Source organism: Pedobacter sp. AC163, from assembly GCF_979258665.1.
This window is the reverse complement of sequence record NZ_OZ409872.1, coordinates 622,222-639,037: the sequence shown is the minus strand read 5'-3', so window position 1 is coordinate 639,037 and position 16,816 is coordinate 622,222. Positions and strand designations below refer to the sequence as shown.

Sequence of the window (16,816 nt, the reverse complement as noted above, 5' to 3'; positions counted from 1 at the left end):
GCGGATACATTCACGCAAAGTGCTTGATGTCTTTCTTGTCTAGGTAAACGAAAATATCATTTAAAGTGACACATCTGGTTGCTCTGATTGCAGATTTAAGTACTTCCGTTGTAATTCCAAGTCTGATGGTCCAATAAATTAGATCTTTTTCTTCAGAAATGCTTACAATTTCTGTTTTTTGGTCAATTGATGAAGATGAATTGTTCATAATAACAGTTTTTTGGGTTTTTATAAAACAATAATTAAACAAATGGAGCTTTCAATTCTAAGTTAGTAATTATTTTGTCTATTTATTGTGCCTTGTGAAACTTTTTTGAAAATTTCTCATATTAAATTCCTTCGGTAATTTTTTTCTCTTTGCATATTGTTATCTTATTATAGCTAAAAGTTGTTCAAAAATGATTAATATGTATTTTTAATTCTACATATTTAGTTATTTTTGTCGAATTTTTAGGATGATATAAATGAGTAAATTAAGAGTAGGCACTATTGTCTACATTGATAGCGAGAAACAATCGGGTGTAATCGTAGACGAGAATGCTCAAGATATTACATTTAGTATGGAGTTCGTTAATGACTTTGTTAAGGTAGATGATCAGGTTTCTTTTGAAATTACATTAGACGATGGTTTAAAAGCCATCAATATCTCAATTCTTTAGATAGATAGTTTCTAGATATCCTCTACATTCTCAAATCATTCTAAATCGAAAAGGATTTCAATAGGAACTCATCAAAATTGATATCATGAACTCCAAATTCTAAAACTTTTTCTTATTATTGTTATTCATTATTCCCTAATATCTAATTTACGGCTCGAAAACATTTTCCACGTCCCTAAATTTTTAAAATGAATCCCGAAAAAATCTATAATGCAGATAAGTGGTTAGCGTATGGCGGATTTTCACCTTTAATTACTGTCTTTCGCACCTTTCACGATTTGTCTCCCGAAATTGAACAGATTATAAACGAGCAAACATTTCCTGTAGCTTTTAAAAAAAATAAATTTATTTCATCTCCATTACACCGCAATAAGTTCATCTTTTTATTGTTAAAGGGAGTTGCCAGGGGGTATATGAAGGAGGAAGATAAAGAAATAACCACCTGGATTGCAAAGGAACATGAACTTGTGGGCAACATCAGAAACTTGTGGGATGAGCAGCAGCCAACAGAAGAGTATGTGCAAGCTTTGGAAGACGTAGAAGCTATTGCTGTTCCGCATGCGATGTCGAGGCAACTTTATAATAACTTCGAAATTGCCAATTATGTAGGAAGGAAGATGACACAAATCCACTACTTATATGCTTGCGAAAGGGCTTATATATCTAGATTACAGTCAGCTGAGAAGAGATACAAGCGTTTTTCACAGAGCTACCCTGAACTGGTCAATCGTGTACCACTTAAATATATTGCATCTTTTCTGTGCATGCGATTGGAGACTTTAAGTAGATTGAGGTCTAAAATCTCGGCTGAAAGTTAATATAGCTAATCAGTCTTTCTTACAGCTTATTATTCAGCCGATATTTTAAGTATTTATACGTTTTTTTAAGCCCTAAATCATTTAATTTTTATTTCCAATGTTGTAATTGTGCTGAAAAAAATACGCTAATCGTTAAAAAGATAAAAATTAAATTTATATAAACTGTTATAATTCAGTCTGTTAATCTGTGTGTAAGCTCAAATATCTGATTTTTCCCATTTAACACTTCTTGATTATCTTTTTTTAAAAATTTATATATATTTGTTCTTACCCTTTCGAGGGTATGTTTTTCATAGGTAGATGTAGGGTCAGAACATTGTTCTGGCCCTTTTTTATGTGTGCTAATTCTATTTATAAAACGCTAATTTTGTGTTATGAATAAAAAGAAAGTTGTAGTTGCGGTAACAGGAGCAAGCGGTTCAATTTATGCAAAGGTATTATTTTATAAGCTGGCACAGTTAAGCGATCAAATTGCAGCAGTTGGGGTTGTGATGAGCGATAATGCTAAAGAGGTTTGGCAGTTCGAACTCGGAAACCAAGATTACAGCAGCTATCAAGACTTTACTTTTTATAATAAAAACGATTTTAATGCACCATTCGCTTCTGGTTCAGCGAAATACGACACGATGATAATTGTTCCATGCTCAATGGGTACATTAGGCCGAATCGCTCACGGCATCTCGAATGACTTAATTTCGAGAGCTGCAGATGTAGTTTTAAAAGAACGAAGAAAACTAATTGCAGTTGTTCGTGATACGCCATTCAGCTTAATCCATATCAATAATATGAAATTGGTTACAGAAGCCGGCGGGATCATATGTCCGGCAAATCCATCGTTTTACAGCCTTCCAAAAACAATTGAAGAAGTAGCTGGAACGGTAATTAGCCGGGTGCTAGATTTGGCCGGTTTTGAACAAGAAAGTTATCGCTGGAATGAAAAGTAATAGGACTTGAAATATTGGTTTCGACGGGAGTACCCTGCTGTCTAATGTTGATTCACTGTAATTTACTTTATATCTCAAATCTCATATTCCAATACTCTAATCTATTTTCCTATCTTTGCAGGCTCAATGAAAAAGGTCGCATTTTATACATTAGGTTGTAAATTAAATTTCTCTGAAACTTCCACAATCGGTCGATTATTTACCGATGCGGGTTATTCTGTTGTAGAATTTCAAGATCAAGCCGACGTTTATGTGATTAATACTTGCTCTGTTACCGAACACGCAGATAAAAAATGCCGTAAAGTTGTAAAAGAAGCTCTAAAATATTCACCGAATGCATTCGTGACGATTGTTGGTTGTTATGCACAGCTAAAACCGCAGGAAATTGCTGAGATTGAAGGCGTTGATATGGTATTGGGCGCTGCTGAAAAATTTAGAATTGTTGATTTCATCACCGACTTAACGAAAAATCCTAAAGCTGTAGTTCACCAACAAAACATTGAAAAGGTAAATCACAACTTCATTGCATCATATTCTATCGGAGATAGAACCCGAACATTCCTAAAAGTTCAGGATGGTTGCGATTATCCATGCACTTATTGCACCATTCCATTGGCTCGTGGCGCTAGTCGTAGCGATACAATTGAAAATGTAGTAAGTAGAGCAAGGATGATAGCAGAAAGTGGTGTTAAAGAAATTGTGCTTACAGGGGTTAATATCGGCGATTTTGGTATCCGTAATGGCGAACGAGAAGATAAATTTTTCGACTTGGTTAAAGCTTTGGACGAAGTTGATGGTATTGAAAGAATTCGTATTTCCTCTATAGAACCGAATCTATTGAGCAATGAAATTATTGAATTTGTTTCTACTTCGAAACGTTTTGTTCCACATTTTCATATCCCTTTACAATCTGGTTCTGATAAAATTTTAGGTCTAATGCGCCGTCGCTACCGTACAGATTTGTATGTAGAGCGTGTTGCTAAAATTAAAGAAGTAATGCCTCATTGCTGTATCGGGGTCGATGTTATTGTAGGTTTTCCTGGAGAAACAAAAGAGGATTTTCTCGATACTTATCAGTTTCTAAACCAGTTAGATATTAGTTACTTGCATGTTTTTACTTACTCTGAACGTGAATTAACAGTAGCTGCTGAAATGGCTGGTGTTGTTCCTGGAAGTCAAAGAAACGAACGCAGTAAAATGCTACATATTCTTTCTGACAAGAAACGCAGAGCTTTCTACGAATCGCAAATTGGAAGCGAGGCTGAAGTGCTTTTTGAAGCTGATCAAAAAATGGGTTACATGCATGGGTTTACCAAAAACTATGTTAAAGTACGTGCCAAATATGATCCGGTTATGGTTAACGAACTTAAGGCTGTTAAGCTGTTAGAAATGACAGCTGATGGAGAAGTTGAAGTGGCTGAACTGGAAACTACATACGCACATCATTAAACTGAATTTAATTTTTTAGAGAGCAATCTATAAGCTGCTTTAACGCTACCCGGGCTATCTGCTAAATCTTTTTGCAAATTTTTAGTAATTAATATAAGTGAGTGAAACAAAAAGGATATCGCTGCTATCCCGTCTATACACCCAAAAAATTGCTATAAACTCTGGTATGATCCCCTCGTTATGCCAAGAATTACTTAGTGATGTAATCTAAACCTGATCGAAGCGAACATGAGCATCAGCCTTTTTCTGGCTGCTGGCGAATAAAGCGTAGAGCAGGACAGAGGCAACCGATTTAAACCGAAATTGCTTTCCAAATCATAACAAATCTCCAATATAGTAATAGAATCTTTCAATTTAACATTGCCAATTAAGAGTTGCGCCATACCTTTCAGCTTTGGTCTTTCTTTCCTATCTTCGCAACAAATAATTTTTATGTTTCCTACCGTTTCGCATTTTTTAGAATATCTGTTTGGTATTAACTTGCCATTGCCATTTAACACTTTTGGCGTTTTTGTTGCCATTGCATTTATAGCTGGTTATTGGGCTTTCACTAAAGAATTAAAACGCAAAGAAGCACTGGGAATTCTTCATCCAATAAAGAAGACCGTTGTTATTGGTAAACCCGCTACCACATCAGAAATTGTAATGAATGCACTTTTTGGCTTCATTATCGGTTACAAGTTGGTTTATGCATTTCTAAATTATTCGCTTTTTGTAAGTGATGCTCAATCTATTTTAATGTCTACCAAGGGGAACATTATTGGGGGGTTATTTTTCGCTGGTTTGTTTGCTTATTGGGATTATAAAGAGAAAGATAAAAACAAGTTAGATAAGCCGAAAGAGACGCAGGTTACGGTACATCCGTATCAATTAATGAGTAATTTAATTGTATGGGCTGCTATCTGGGGTTTTCTAGGTGCTAAATTTTTTGATAATTTAGAGTATTGGGATGATTTTGTTAAAAATCCAATTGAGCGATTGTTGTCTTTTAGTGGCCTTACCTTCTATGGCGGTTTAATTTGTGGGGGTGCAGCAGTACTGATCATTGCCAAAAGAAATGGAATAAAACCTTTACACATGCTGGATGTTGGTGGACCGGGTATGATGCTGGCTTATGCTGTTGGCCGTATTGGTTGTCATTTATCTGGTGATGGTGATTGGGGAGTTGTAAATTCAAATCCGAAACTATTTTCTTGGTTGCCAGATTGGATGTGGTCTTATACTTATCCAAACAATGTGGTGGGGGAAGGAATCCCAATTCCGGGCTGTACTGGTAAATTCTGTAACGAGCTGGCGCAAGGCGTATATCCAACACCGTTATATGAAGTAATTGTTTGCCTTATTCTTTTTGCATTTCTGTGGAGCATCCGCGATAAAATAAAAGCACCGGGATTAATGTTCGGTATTTATATGATTTTGAATGGAATAGAACGTTTCTGTATTGAATTGATTCGTGTAAATTCAAAATATCATGTATTCGGTTTGCGGTTTACTCAAGCTGAAATGATTTCTACCTTTTTAGTGTTAGGCGGTATTGCCTTAAGTATTTATGCACTAAGGAATAAGAATAAGCTAGCCTAAATTCCTTTCCAAAAATTCATTTTAAATCCAACAACCTTGCTAGGTTTTTGTTAAACAGCTATGAATTACGAATTACTATGCAATAAAGTAATATCAATTGTAAGGCTTACCGGAAATTTTATCCGTAAAGAGTCGATGCAATTTGATGCTACAAAAATTGAATACAAGGGGTTAAATGATATGGTTTCCTACGTTGATAAAACTGCGGAGCTGAAATTGGTTCAAAACCTTGAAAAATTAATTCCCGATGCTGGCTTTATCACCGAAGAGAAAACTATTTCCAGAGAAGGTAAAAGCCATACCTGGATTATTGACCCCTTAGACGGAACTACCAATTTTATTCATGGCATACCTGCATATGGAATAAGTGTAGCACTTTACGAAGATGGTTTGCCTGTTATTGGTGTAGTTTACGAACTTAATAGAGCCGAGATGTTTTACTCGTATGAAGGTGGAAAGGCTTTTTTAAATAAGAAAGAGATTCAGGTTTCTGTAAACCCTGATTTAAAATCCAGTCTTTTAGCTACAGGTTTTCCTTATTACCAGTTCGATAAGCAAGCGCAGTATTTGAAGTTGCTCGAAGAAATGATGCAAAAAAGCCACGGTGTCCGAAGGATAGGAGCAGCTGCGATAGATTTAGTTTATACCGCCTGCGGTCGTTTTGATGCTTTTTTTGAATACAATTTGCAACAGTGGGATTTTGCTGCCGGATGTTTTATCGTTCAGCAAGCTGGCGGAGAGGTTTTCGATTTTTCTGGCGGAGATGAATACTTCACAAAAAGAGAAATTCTAGCCACTAACGGCAAGTTGACCAAAGAAATGTTAGAAGCAATAAAAAGACATTTCAGTTAACAAAAAGAGCATAAACAATAAAGGCTCACTTGAAAAAGTGAGCCTTTATTGTTTAATGAATATGATTGGTTATAAAGCTTCAGAAACCACATCAGTAACTTCAGGAACCATTCTTTGTAATAAGTTTTGAATACCAGATTTAAGCGTTATGGTTGATGAAGGACAACCACTGCAAGATCCACGTAATTCTACAGTTACCACACCATCGTCAAAAGATTTGTAAGTGATTGCACCCCCATCTTGTTCAACGGCAGGGCGAACGTAATCATGCAAAATTTGTTGAATTTTAATCTCCGTTTCCGAACCTTCGAATGCTGGAGCTTCCTCCGCTGTTGCTTCTTTTATCTTTAATTCAGATTCTACCGCACCCTTAACAAATTCCTTTAAAATAGCTTCGATATCAGCCCAGTCTGCATCGTCAGTTTTCGTAATGGTTACAAAGTTACTGGCGAAAAAAACACCAGAAACAAAATTAAACTTGAACAATTCCTTTGCGAAAGGAGAATGCTCAGCGCTTTCTTTAGTTGCGAAATCTTCACTGCCGTTAATTAAAAGCTTGTTAACCATGAATTTCATGGTTGCCGGATTTGGAGTTTGCTCTGTATATACGTTAATCGTCATGTCTTAATCAATTTGAATAAACAAAATTAACAATTAGTGGCCAATAATACTTTTCGCTGCTGTCTGTTTAGCGTCAATTTAATTCTGCTAAAAAACGCCAGTGTAATTAAATGGAGTTATCGTCCTTAACTGTACTTTAACTTCCTCAGTAACAGCCAAACCTTCAATAAATTCTGCAATGCTTGCTGCATTAATTTTCGAATTTGTTCTGGTCAATTCTTTTAATGCCTCATAAGGATTTGGAAAGTTTTCTCTACGTAACACTGTTTGGATAGCCTCCGCAACGACAGCCCAATTATCATCTAAATCTGCGTGTAAAGCAGCTTCGTTTAATAAAATTTTATTTAAACCACGTAAAGTAGAATTGATTGCGATTAAAGTATGCCCGAAGGGAACACCTATATTCCTTAATACTGTAGAATCTGTTAAATCCCTCTGTAACCTGGAGATTGGAAGTTTTGCTGCAAAAAACTCAAATAAGGCATTTGCGATTCCTGCGTTTCCTTCCGCATTTTCAAAATCGATTGGATTAACCTTGTGTGGCATCGCTGATGAACCAATTTCACCCGCCTTGATTTTTTGTTTGAAATAATTCTTCGATATATAAGTCCAGATATCGCGGTCCAGGTCAATGATAATGTTATTAATGCGCTTCAAACCATCACACTGTGCTGCAAACTGATCATAATGTTCAATTTGGGTGGTGTGTTGCGCTCTTGTTAAGCCTAGCGTTGAGTTTACGAAATTGTTTGAGAAATCAACCCAATTAACTTGCGGGTAAGCAATGTGGTGTGCATTAAAGTTTCCTGTTGCACCACCAAATTTTGCGCTGTTTGGAATGATCTTCAAGCTTTCTAATTGAATACTTAATCTTTCTGAAAACACTAAAAATTCCTTTCCTAATTTAGTAGGTGAGGCGGGTTGCCCATGCGTGTGCGCCAACATTGGAATGTCCTTCCACTCAGTAGCCAGCTCATTTATTTTTTGAATTAGCGAATCAATCGCTGGATAATAACTTTCGTTTAAGGCCAGTTTTACTGAATATGGAATGGCTGTATTATTGATGTCTTGCGACGTTAAGCCGAAATGGATAAATTCTTTATAGTCTTGTAATGAAAGTGCATCAAATTTTGCTTTGATAAAATATTCAACAGCTTTAACATCGTGATTGGTAACTTTTTCAGTTTCCTTAATTTCGAGCGCATCAGTTTCTGAAAAATTCTCGTGTATCGTTCTTAATTTAGCGTACAACGATTTGTCGAAATTTTCTAAACCTGGTAAATTAATTTCGCATAAGGCAATAAAGTATTCAATTTCGACAAAAACACGATATTTTATTAGCGCTTCTTCAGAAAAATAGCTAGATAAACGTTCGGTAGTTTTTCTGTAACGACCATCAATAGGTGAGATTGCTTGTAGCGAAGTTAAATTCATTATGCGGATTATAATTTTGCCGCAAATTTACTACAATTGATGGATTAAATAGACTGAATGAAATAAAATTTGAGCCTACATGATTATTTCATTTTTTATAGTGGAAGATATAAACGAAAAAAGCTCCAATCGGTTACGATTGGAGCTTTTTTATATAAACCGTTAATTAGTTTTTAACAACAGTAGTATCAGTTTTAACAACTGTATCAGCAACAGTAGTGTCAGCTTTAACAGTAGTATCAGCAGTGATAGTAGTATCAGCGCCTAAAGTATCAGTACCTTCGCCTTTTTTTTCTGAGTTACAAGCAGCAACTGATAAAGATAAAGCGATAGCTAAGAAGCCTAATTTGAATGCATTTTTCATTTTAATTTTGTTTTAGGTGATTAATTAATTTACCCTTAATACCTAAAAAGAAAAAAGGTAACCCAGAAAAATTAAATTAAATAAAAAAACTCCAACCCATTAAGATTGAAGTTTTTCTATATTTTATTAAACTATTAACTAGTGTTTTACAACAGTAGTATCAGTTTTAACAACTGTATCAGCAACAGTAGTATCAGCTTTAACAGTAGTATCAGCAGTGATAGTAGTATCAGCACCTAAAGTATCTGTACCTTCAGCTTTTTTCTCTGAGTTACAAGCAACAACTGATAAAGATAAAGCGATAGCTAAGAAGCCTAATTTGAATGCATTTTTCATTTTGAAATTTCGTTTTAGTGATTAATTAATTTACTGTTAATACACGAAACCTAAAAAGGTAACCCGTGAAAATAAAAAAATAAAAAAAAAAGCTTGAATCCCTAAAGGATTGAAGCTTTTCTATATCTTATTAGACTATTAACTAGTGTTTTACAACAGTAGTATCAGTTTTAACAACTGTATCAGCAACAGTAGTATCAGCTTTAACAGTAGTATCAGCAGTGATAGTAGTATCAGCACCTAAAGTATCTGTACCCTCAGCTTTTTTCTCTGAGTTACAAGCAACAACTGATAAAGATAAAGCGATAGCTAAAAAGCCTAATTTGAATGCATTTTTCATTTTTGAATTTTTTTAAGTAATTAATTTTCTTGTTAATGCCGCAAAGTTAAAAAGGTAACCCAACAATTTTCAAAAAAATGAAAATATTTTTTATCCGGCTTGGGTTACCACATTTGTGGAGATTGTATTAAGTAATGATAGTAGCTATAAATAATTTTTTATCTAATATTGGGTTACTATTTTTAGAAAAATGTATTAACTAGTGAATAACAGTTTAAAGAGTTCAGTTCCAACAGATAGAGAGGTTGTTTTAGGTATTCTAAATAACTCAGAAGATACACTTAACAAGTTATACAAGGCTTATTATACAATGGTTTTGCAGTTTATTCTCAATAATAATGGAGATGAAGATGATGCAAAAGATGTTTACCAGGAGGCTATAATAATTTTATATAACAAAATTAAGGAAGGTAATTTTGAACTCAGCAGTAAGCTTAAAACATACATTTATTCAGTTTGCAGGCGTATTTGGCTTAAGAAATTAAGCTTAAATAGTAAAAAATCCGGCAACATTACTGATTACGAAGATGTTTTAATTGTTGAGGAAGATGTGGAGGAGCATGAGGAGAAGGATTTGCAATTTGTTAAAATGCAATCAGCTCTCGATCATTTAGGCGAACCCTGTAAAACCATTATTCAGGATTTTTATATCCACAACTTATCCATGCAGGATATTTGCGAAAAGTTTGGTTATACCAATACTGATAACGCAAAAACACAAAAGTATAAATGCCTGCAAAGGTTAAAGAAAATATTTTTTCAACCATAGTAATTGAAATGAGAAACGATTTGGAGTTAGATGCAATTATTGAAGATTATCTTTTAGGTAAACTTAATCCACAGGAAACAGAAGCCTTTGAAACTTTGCGTCGCAATGATGCAGCAGTTGATCATAAGGTGGTTTCACATAAGTTCTTTCTAGAATCGATGGAGGTGTTTGCTGCCCAATCACGCTTAAAAGATCAGTTGAATAACATTCATAGTGAGATCGATGTAGAAGGTTTAGCTTCTGCTTTGAGGCCTCATCCGTCAAAAGTGGTTCAATTATGGAGAAAACATAAATCTGCCATTGCTGTAGCCGCTTCGTTTTTAGTATTGTCGCTGGTTTCTGTTTATTCTATTCAGCATAACTCGAAACAGAAAGAACAACTTGTGTTATTAAGCAACCAGGTTAATAAGGCAATTAAAACGCAAAATAATTTAATTAGAAAAATTAATAATACCACTAATGCAACTGGTAAACCTGCTGTACAAAATAGCTTTGGTGGTACTGGGTTTGCCATTTCTACAAATGGTTACATTTTAACGAATCTTCATGTCATCAATGGCGCAGATTCTTTATATGTTCAAAACAATAAAGGCGAATCTTTCAAAGTGAAATCAATTTACACCGATTCCCAGAACGATATCGCTATTCTTAAAATCAGCGATAAAAACTTTAGCCATCTTTCTTCTATTCCGTATTCGATTAAAAAAACAACAAGCAGTATTGGCGAAACGGTTTATACTTTAGGCTATCCAAAAGATGATGCTGTTTTAGGTGAGGGATATGTGAGTTCAAAAAATGGATTTATTGGTGATACTACGCAATATCAGGTATCTATCCCTGTAAATCCAGGTAACAGTGGCGGACCGCTGCTTGATAATAATGGCAACTTGGTTGGTATTATCAGTGGAAAACCAGACCAAACTGAAGGTGCTGCTTTTGCTATCAAATCAAAATATATCTTAGAAGCCATGAGAGCAATCCCTCAAGATTCGTTAGGCACAAATAAACTATCAGCAAGTAGTAAAAAAAGTTTGCTTTCTGGTTTAAAACGTACTAAGCAAATTGAAAAATTGCAAGATTATGTATTCATGATTAAAGTTTATAATTAATTACCCAAACAAATTAATATTCTTGAAACCCTGTTGATTAACCTCTTCAGGGTTTTTTGTTGCGATTATAATTTCATTGTATTAAAATAATACAAAGCCTATGTATTTAGTATAGTAATGTTTAGATTTGTTTAAATCAACTATAAAATAAGAATATTATGAGTATAAGATTAGGCGATACCGCACCAAATTTTCAAGCAAATACCTCCATTGGCGAAATAGATTTTTATGACTACCTGGGCGATAGCTGGGGTGTTTTGTTTTCTCACCCGGCAGATTACACACCCGTTTGCACTACTGAACTTGGGCGCACAGCTGCATTGAAAGATGAATTTGAGAAGCGTAATGTAAAAGTCTTGGCTATTAGTGTAGATACTGCTGAATCACATAAAGGCTGGATTAGTGATATTAATGAAACGCAGAATACCTCTGTTGAATTTCCAATTATTGCTGACCCTGATAGAGTAGTTGCTAATTTGTATGACATGATTCATCCCAATGCATCAGAAACCTTAACCGTTCGATCTCTCTTTGTCATTGGCCCTGATAAAAAAGTTAAACTGATCATTACTTATCCAGCCTCGACAGGTAGGAATTTTAACGAGGTGTTGAGGGTAATCGATTCTCTTCAATTAACTGCAAATTATAGTGTGGCAACGCCAGCCGATTGGAAAGATGGGGAAGATGTTATCGTGGTAAACAGTATAAAAACGGAAGATATACCGGCAAAATTTCCGAAAGGACACCAGGTGATTAAGCCATATTTGCGTACAACACCTCAACCTAATAAGTAATTTCGAAAATCAGTGATTTTGTTCGCAACATTTTTGTTGAGTTGCGCCAGGTAGGTTGTTTTAAAGTTGCGAATCATTATATTTGATAGTTTTGTTTCAGAATTGGCGCTTAATCTGGTTGTTTACTTATTTATTTGATAAAAAATGATTAATTAAGAGGTGAATCAAAGCATAAGGGTTTATTTTTTTATACAATTTTTTATTTTTTATGGCAACCGGAAAAGTTAAATGGTTCAACACGCAAAAAGGCTTTGGATTTATTGTTCAAGAAGACAATAAGGATTTATTTGTCCATTTTAAAGACGTTTTGGGTGGAATTGAAAGCATCAAAGAGAATGACACAGTAGAATTTGAAGTAGCTGAAGGCAGAAAAGGTTTACAAGCAGTAAACGTTAAAAAGATTTAAGCGAAAATATATAAACTTAATCATCCTCACATTAAGCCTTTCTATGGAGAGGCTTTTTGCGTTTTAGTAATATTGAAGAATAGTTGATCTTAGGATAATATTATTCCCTGAAATATCTTTTGTGAAAATAAGGAACTCATCTTTCCCCGCTTTTATTTTATACTTTTTAGCTAAATCTGCTGGTTTTGCAGGGTAGTTTCTTACAATAATATTTCCAATTAATTCTGCGCCTTTTTTCAAATCTTTGGCTGAAAAAATTTCATTTATTATAAATATTCTTCCAGGAAAATCAGTGTTTAGTTTTGCGGAGGTATAGAGTTGTGTTTGCGGATGAAGTTTCCTTAATCCATATTTTTTTCCTATCAAATTAAAGGCACCCGATTTAAGTAATGCGGCATCCGGCTCATATAAATAATCTTGTGGTAAAACACTTTCGATAAAGGTGGCGGAGATATTTGATTCATGTTGTAGAAAAGAAAAGGTTTTTTCAGTATCGTTTATGGTAACAGCTTGAATTTTTACTTCTTTATCCGAGTTGCTGTCGATAACCCAAAGCAATTCTTTACACTCATTTTTTACACTTACAATATGAATTTCGCTTACGTTTCTTAATTCTGATAAACCTGCTGAAATGTCTAGTAGAGGAGCGGTTTTAATGATAATCCTTGATGATTTAGACAACAATAAATCAAGATTGCTAACTACATCAGGCGTACAATCTTTCAGCATGAAAACTTTGCCGCTATCAGCTCTTCTTGCTGGATCTACATAAATGGTATCGAAACTTTTTGACGTTTTTTTCAGGTATTCGATTCCATCTCCAGCATAAAAACTGATGTTTTTAACATTTAAAATCGAGGCGTTATATTCAGCAATCTGCGATAGATCCTTATTGTATTCAGCATGGGTAACCGCTTTGGTTTTTTGCGCAAAGTAATAGGCATCTACGCCAAAACCGCCAGTTATATCAATCAAGCTATTGCCTTTTGCAAGTTTTGATTTGTATTTGGCGGTAACTTCTGATGAGGTTTGCTCAATCGAGAGTGGTGCTGGATAATAGATTTTTGGTGTGTTGTACCAGGTAGGCAATTTCTTTTGCGCTTTTTTCTTTGCACTAATTTGTTGAGCCAGTTCAACGGAAGAAACTTTTTCAAAACTACTTCTAGACAAAACAATTTTATTTACATCAACATTTAGGTTTGCATCGATGTATTTTTGAATTGCATCATCTAAAATATTCTTATTCATTCTTTTTAAGTAGCACTTAAATTGAGTCAATTTTATTTTTGCCCCTCATTACCATTTGGCAGGTATGACGGCTTTTAACCTCTAATAAAATATCTTTATCAACCGTAACCCGATCAATCGTATTTTGGTTGTAATATCTAATGGTAACTAATTCCAGTCCCTTATTATATTTTACTGTAAATTCTGCTGATAGGTCTTTAATCAGTTTTTCAATCTGAGCCGGATGATCATCAACACTAACAGAAAAGCTAATGGCGGAATTCAGCATGGTGTTGATTTTGATTTTATGCTTATGAAAGAGTTCGAAAATGTTGCTCAAATTCTCTTCAATAATAAACGAATAGTCTTTCGGAAAAATAGAAATTAACGCCTGATTTACTTTGAAAATAAAAGAGGGGATGGGTAGGGGATTGTTCTCGCCCGTAATCGCAGTGCCTGATCCTTCCGGTTGAATAAATGATTTAACCAATAAAGGAATCCCTTTATTTTGTAATGGTTTAATGGTTTTAGGATGGATAACAGTTGCGCCATAATAAGTTAGTTCAATCGCGTCATGATAAGACAATTGCGGAATTTTCTCTGTTTCATCGAACCATTTAGGGTCAGCATTCAAAACCCCAGGTACATCTTTCCAAATGGTTAGTGCAGCGGCATCAAGGCAGGATGCAAAAATTGCAGCAGAATAATCAGAGCCTTCCCTACCTAGGGTGGTTGTATAATTTTCGCTTGTGCCGCCGATAAAACCTTGGGTAACCACTATCTTTTCAGCTAATATCGGCATCAAGTCACGCTGAATAATTTGATTTGTTTTTAGCCAATCTACTTTTCCTTCCCGATAAGTATTGTCAGTTTGGATGTAATTTCTCGCATCCACCCAAAGTGATTTATTCCCGGTTTCATTCAGCCATGCTGCTACAATTTTAGTTGAAACCACCTCGCCAATGGAAACAATCTGATCGTAAATATAGTCAACATCATTGTCGGGCTCGTCTTCAATTAACCAATCAATTTCTACGAAAGAATTTGCTACATCATCATAAACCGGATTTACTTTGCCTTCAAAAAGTGCTTCTATTATCTGAAAGTGAAAATTTTTTATCTCGTCGAAAATAGCATGTGTTTCATCACTTTGTGACAAATAGGCTTTGGTTAAATCTTCCAATTGATTGGTGATTTTTCCCATTGCAGAAACCACAATCAAAAGGTTCCCTTTTCTATAATCGCGAACAATATTGGCTAAATTTTTTACTCCTGCTGCATCCTTAACCGATGCACCCCCAAACTTAAAAATATCCATATTAAAATGCCTTTACTTGTTCTTTAGAAAGTGCTGCATTTAACCAGCCACTTTCTAAATGTGCTGCATATTTATTGTAAAAATTTATTGCCGGCTCATTCCAATCCAATACCTGCCAAACCATTCCGGTATATTTTTCACTTTTGGCTTCGTCAATCACCTTTTCAAAAAGTACTTTACCTATCCCTTTGCCACGCATTTCTTCTGTTACGATAAAATCTTCTAAGTATAATCTACAACCTTTCCAGGTAGAGTATCTTGTGTAAAATAAGGCGAAACCAACAATTTCCGTATCTACTTCTGCAACGAAAGCTTTCCAAACAGGATTCTCTCCAAAACCAGCATCGATAAAGTGATTGATATCTACAGTTACCTCTTCGGGAGCTTTTTCATATACAGCCAATTCATGGATCAATTCCAAAATCGTTGGGCAATCATCCGCTTTAGCTATTCTAATATTTAAGTTCATTAATTTGGCGATATATTTTTAAAATGCTTGATTATTCTTTTACCGAAAATACTGCTTCCTATACGAACCATGGTACTACCTTCTTGTATGGCAATTTTGTAGTCAGCGCTCATGCCTGTCGAGATCTCCTTAAAAGAATCTTCGTTTGGAAAAAAACTAGCCTTAACGCCATCAAAAAAGACTCTAAGTTCATGAAATTCGATCGTGATCTGTTTCTCGTTTTTGGTATTTGTCGCAATACCCATCAAACCAACTATGCGAATATTTTTAAGCTGTTGATATTCATCAGACCTTAATAGCTCAATCACTTCATCATAGCCCAAACCAAATTTAGTATCTTCATCAGCAATATAAACTTGTAATAAACAATCAATTACTCGCTTGTTCTTCAAAGCCTGCTTATTAATTTCCTGGAGAAGTTTAAGGCTGTCCACACCGTGTATCATCTTTACAAAGGGTGCAATATATTTCACCTTATTGGTTTGAAGATGACCAATTAAATGCCATTCAATATCGTTCGGAAGTTTTTCTTCCTTTTCTAACATTTCCTGTACATGGTTTTCGCCAAAAATACGTTGTCCGGCATTGTAAGCCTCCTGGATAATTTCTACTGTTTGTGTTTTTGAAACAGCAATTAGCTTAACTCCACCAGATTCTACTTCGCTTTTATATTGTTTAAGATTATCAGCTATGCTCATTTATAACTATTTTTGGGTAAAATTAACAACCTTGCTGCAATTTGGGCAAAAAAATAATGTTTAATTAATAATGAGGAGATTAGTCTGGACTCTGGTAGTCCTGTTTTTCGTGTTCGGCTGCAAGCCAAAAGCGCCAGAAGGCATTATTGATAGAGAAACGATGGAACAGATATTATATGATGTACATTTGGTAGATGGCTATCTATCGACCATTTACATACAAGATTCTGCAAGAAAAGTTGGTGCAGCTTATTATAACGGCATTTATAAAAAGTACAATACGGATTCTGTTCAATACACAAAAAGCTTAAATTATTACAACAGCAACCCGGATCAATTGCAGGAGATTTATAAGGCGATTTCCAAAAAATTGGAGAATCAAAAAGTAAGTTTAAAAAAGGCAGACTCATTAATGCAACGAAAAGCCTTTGTCAAAGATTCTGTTAAAATTATAAAAGCCTTCAAAGCTGACTCTCTTGCCATCAGAAAAAAGATGAAACCAGATTCTGTATCGAAAGCGGCAGCAGAAAATCAAATTAAAAAGAAGAAAGCCAAGGCTGATTCGGTATTAAATACAAAAAGAAATTTTAGCGGAGCGTTACAACTAGCGCCCGCGGCAGTACAATAA

Annotated in this window: 21 protein-coding genes; 11 read left to right on the top strand and 10 right to left on the bottom strand. The window is 34.9% G+C overall.

Going from position 1 to position 16,816, the window contains the following annotated elements; genetic code table 11:
• Positions 1 to 10: 10 nt before the first annotated feature.
• On the bottom strand, positions 11 to 208 hold the full coding sequence (locus ACZZZK_RS02570; protein WP_463482715.1) for a hypothetical protein: 198 nt from the start codon (positions 206 to 208) through the stop codon (positions 11 to 13).
• A gap of 256 nt (positions 209 to 464) precedes the next feature.
• On the opposite strand from ACZZZK_RS02570, the gene ACZZZK_RS02565 reads away from it, so the two are divergent.
• From ACZZZK_RS02565 to ACZZZK_RS02540, 6 genes are all read left to right on the top strand, one after another.
• A complete protein-coding gene (locus ACZZZK_RS02565) occupies positions 465 to 659 on the top strand; it encodes a hypothetical protein (RefSeq protein ID WP_463482714.1) in 195 nt (64 codons plus the stop codon).
• Positions 660 to 847: 188 nt separating this feature from the next.
• Positions 848 to 1,477 (top strand): Crp/Fnr family transcriptional regulator, encoded by a 630-nt coding sequence (locus ACZZZK_RS02560; RefSeq protein ID WP_463482713.1) that lies wholly within the window; start codon positions 848 to 850, stop codon positions 1,475 to 1,477.
• A 374-nt stretch (positions 1,478 to 1,851) separates the two neighbouring features.
• Entirely contained in the window at positions 1,852 to 2,421 is a 570-nt protein-coding gene (locus ACZZZK_RS02555; protein WP_463482712.1) for a UbiX family flavin prenyltransferase, read from the top strand.
• A 126-nt stretch (positions 2,422 to 2,547) separates the two neighbouring features.
• Positions 2,548 to 3,870 carry a tRNA (N(6)-L-threonylcarbamoyladenosine(37)-C(2))-methylthiotransferase MtaB gene (gene mtaB, locus ACZZZK_RS02550; protein ID WP_463482711.1) on the top strand — a complete coding sequence of 441 codons (1,323 nt, stop codon included), beginning with the start codon at positions 2,548 to 2,550 and terminating at the stop codon, positions 3,868 to 3,870.
• Positions 3,871 to 4,302: 432 nt separating this feature from the next.
• Positions 4,303 to 5,451 carry a prolipoprotein diacylglyceryl transferase gene (locus ACZZZK_RS02545; RefSeq protein WP_463482710.1) on the top strand — a complete coding sequence of 383 codons (1,149 nt, stop codon included), beginning with the start codon at positions 4,303 to 4,305 and terminating at the stop codon, positions 5,449 to 5,451.
• Positions 5,452 to 5,511: 60 nt separating this feature from the next.
• On the top strand, positions 5,512 to 6,303 hold the full coding sequence (locus ACZZZK_RS02540; RefSeq protein ID WP_463482709.1) for an inositol monophosphatase family protein: 792 nt from the start codon (positions 5,512 to 5,514) through the stop codon (positions 6,301 to 6,303).
• Positions 6,304 to 6,372: 69 nt separating this feature from the next.
• Here ACZZZK_RS02540 and ACZZZK_RS02535 read toward each other — a convergent pair whose 3' ends face one another.
• From ACZZZK_RS02535 to ACZZZK_RS02515, 5 genes are all read right to left on the bottom strand, one after another.
• Entirely contained in the window at positions 6,373 to 6,924 is a 552-nt protein-coding gene (locus ACZZZK_RS02535) for a NifU family protein (RefSeq protein ID WP_056849978.1), read from the bottom strand.
• Positions 6,925 to 7,011: 87 nt separating this feature from the next.
• Positions 7,012 to 8,358: an adenylosuccinate lyase gene (purB, locus tag ACZZZK_RS02530; RefSeq protein WP_463482708.1), complete on the bottom strand. Its 1,347-nt coding sequence runs from the start codon at positions 8,356 to 8,358 to the stop codon at positions 7,012 to 7,014.
• A 166-nt stretch (positions 8,359 to 8,524) separates the two neighbouring features.
• On the bottom strand, positions 8,525 to 8,722 hold the full coding sequence (locus ACZZZK_RS02525) for a hypothetical protein (protein WP_056849980.1): 198 nt from the start codon (positions 8,720 to 8,722) through the stop codon (positions 8,525 to 8,527).
• Positions 8,723 to 8,860: 138 nt separating this feature from the next.
• The gene (locus ACZZZK_RS02520; protein ID WP_116167967.1) at positions 8,861 to 9,058 is read right to left on the bottom strand and encodes a hypothetical protein; all 198 of its coding nucleotides are present in this window, start codon (positions 9,056 to 9,058) and stop codon (positions 8,861 to 8,863) included.
• A gap of 142 nt (positions 9,059 to 9,200) precedes the next feature.
• Positions 9,201 to 9,398 (bottom strand): hypothetical protein, encoded by a 198-nt coding sequence (locus ACZZZK_RS02515; protein ID WP_116167967.1) that lies wholly within the window; start codon positions 9,396 to 9,398, stop codon positions 9,201 to 9,203.
• Positions 9,399 to 9,600: 202 nt separating this feature from the next.
• Here ACZZZK_RS02515 and ACZZZK_RS02510 point away from each other — a divergent pair, with 202 nt between their 5' ends.
• From ACZZZK_RS02510 to ACZZZK_RS02495, 4 genes are all read left to right on the top strand, one after another.
• Positions 9,601 to 10,167, top strand: coding sequence for an RNA polymerase sigma factor (locus ACZZZK_RS02510; protein WP_463482707.1), 567 nt, complete (start codon positions 9,601 to 9,603; stop codon positions 10,165 to 10,167).
• A gap of 8 nt (positions 10,168 to 10,175) precedes the next feature.
• On the top strand, positions 10,176 to 11,276 hold the full coding sequence (locus ACZZZK_RS02505; RefSeq protein ID WP_463482706.1) for a S1C family serine protease: 1,101 nt from the start codon (positions 10,176 to 10,178) through the stop codon (positions 11,274 to 11,276).
• A gap of 158 nt (positions 11,277 to 11,434) precedes the next feature.
• Positions 11,435 to 12,070 carry a peroxiredoxin gene (locus ACZZZK_RS02500; RefSeq protein WP_463482705.1) on the top strand — a complete coding sequence of 212 codons (636 nt, stop codon included), beginning with the start codon at positions 11,435 to 11,437 and terminating at the stop codon, positions 12,068 to 12,070.
• Between the two features lie 208 nt (positions 12,071 to 12,278).
• Complete coding sequence (locus ACZZZK_RS02495) at positions 12,279 to 12,476, top strand: cold-shock protein (protein ID WP_056849985.1); 198 nt, start codon at positions 12,279 to 12,281, stop codon at positions 12,474 to 12,476.
• Between the two features lie 63 nt (positions 12,477 to 12,539).
• Here the strand turns inward: ACZZZK_RS02495 and ACZZZK_RS02490 are convergent, their stop codons facing one another.
• Genes ACZZZK_RS02490 through ACZZZK_RS02475 form a run of 4 tightly spaced genes read right to left on the bottom strand, consistent with a single transcriptional unit; the run spans position 12,540 to position 16,188 of the window.
• On the bottom strand, positions 12,540 to 13,724 hold the full coding sequence (locus ACZZZK_RS02490; protein ID WP_463482704.1) for a class I SAM-dependent methyltransferase: 1,185 nt from the start codon (positions 13,722 to 13,724) through the stop codon (positions 12,540 to 12,542).
• A 16-nt stretch (positions 13,725 to 13,740) separates the two neighbouring features.
• Positions 13,741 to 15,021, bottom strand: a complete 1,281-nt coding sequence (locus tag ACZZZK_RS02485; protein ID WP_463482703.1) for an aspartate kinase — start codon at positions 15,019 to 15,021, stop codon at positions 13,741 to 13,743.
• 1 nt (position 15,022) lies between these two features.
• A complete protein-coding gene (locus tag ACZZZK_RS02480; RefSeq protein ID WP_463482702.1) occupies positions 15,023 to 15,490 on the bottom strand; it encodes an N-acetyltransferase family protein in 468 nt (155 codons plus the stop codon).
• Positions 15,490 to 16,188, bottom strand: coding sequence for a YggS family pyridoxal phosphate-dependent enzyme (locus ACZZZK_RS02475; protein ID WP_463482701.1), 699 nt, complete (start codon positions 16,186 to 16,188; stop codon positions 15,490 to 15,492). Before ACZZZK_RS02475 ends, ACZZZK_RS02480 begins: the two co-directional genes overlap by 1 nt.
• Positions 16,189 to 16,258: 70 nt before the next feature.
• Between ACZZZK_RS02475 and ACZZZK_RS02470 the strand changes: the two genes are divergently transcribed.
• Complete coding sequence (locus ACZZZK_RS02470; protein WP_463482700.1) at positions 16,259 to 16,816, top strand: DUF4296 domain-containing protein; 558 nt, start codon at positions 16,259 to 16,261, stop codon at positions 16,814 to 16,816.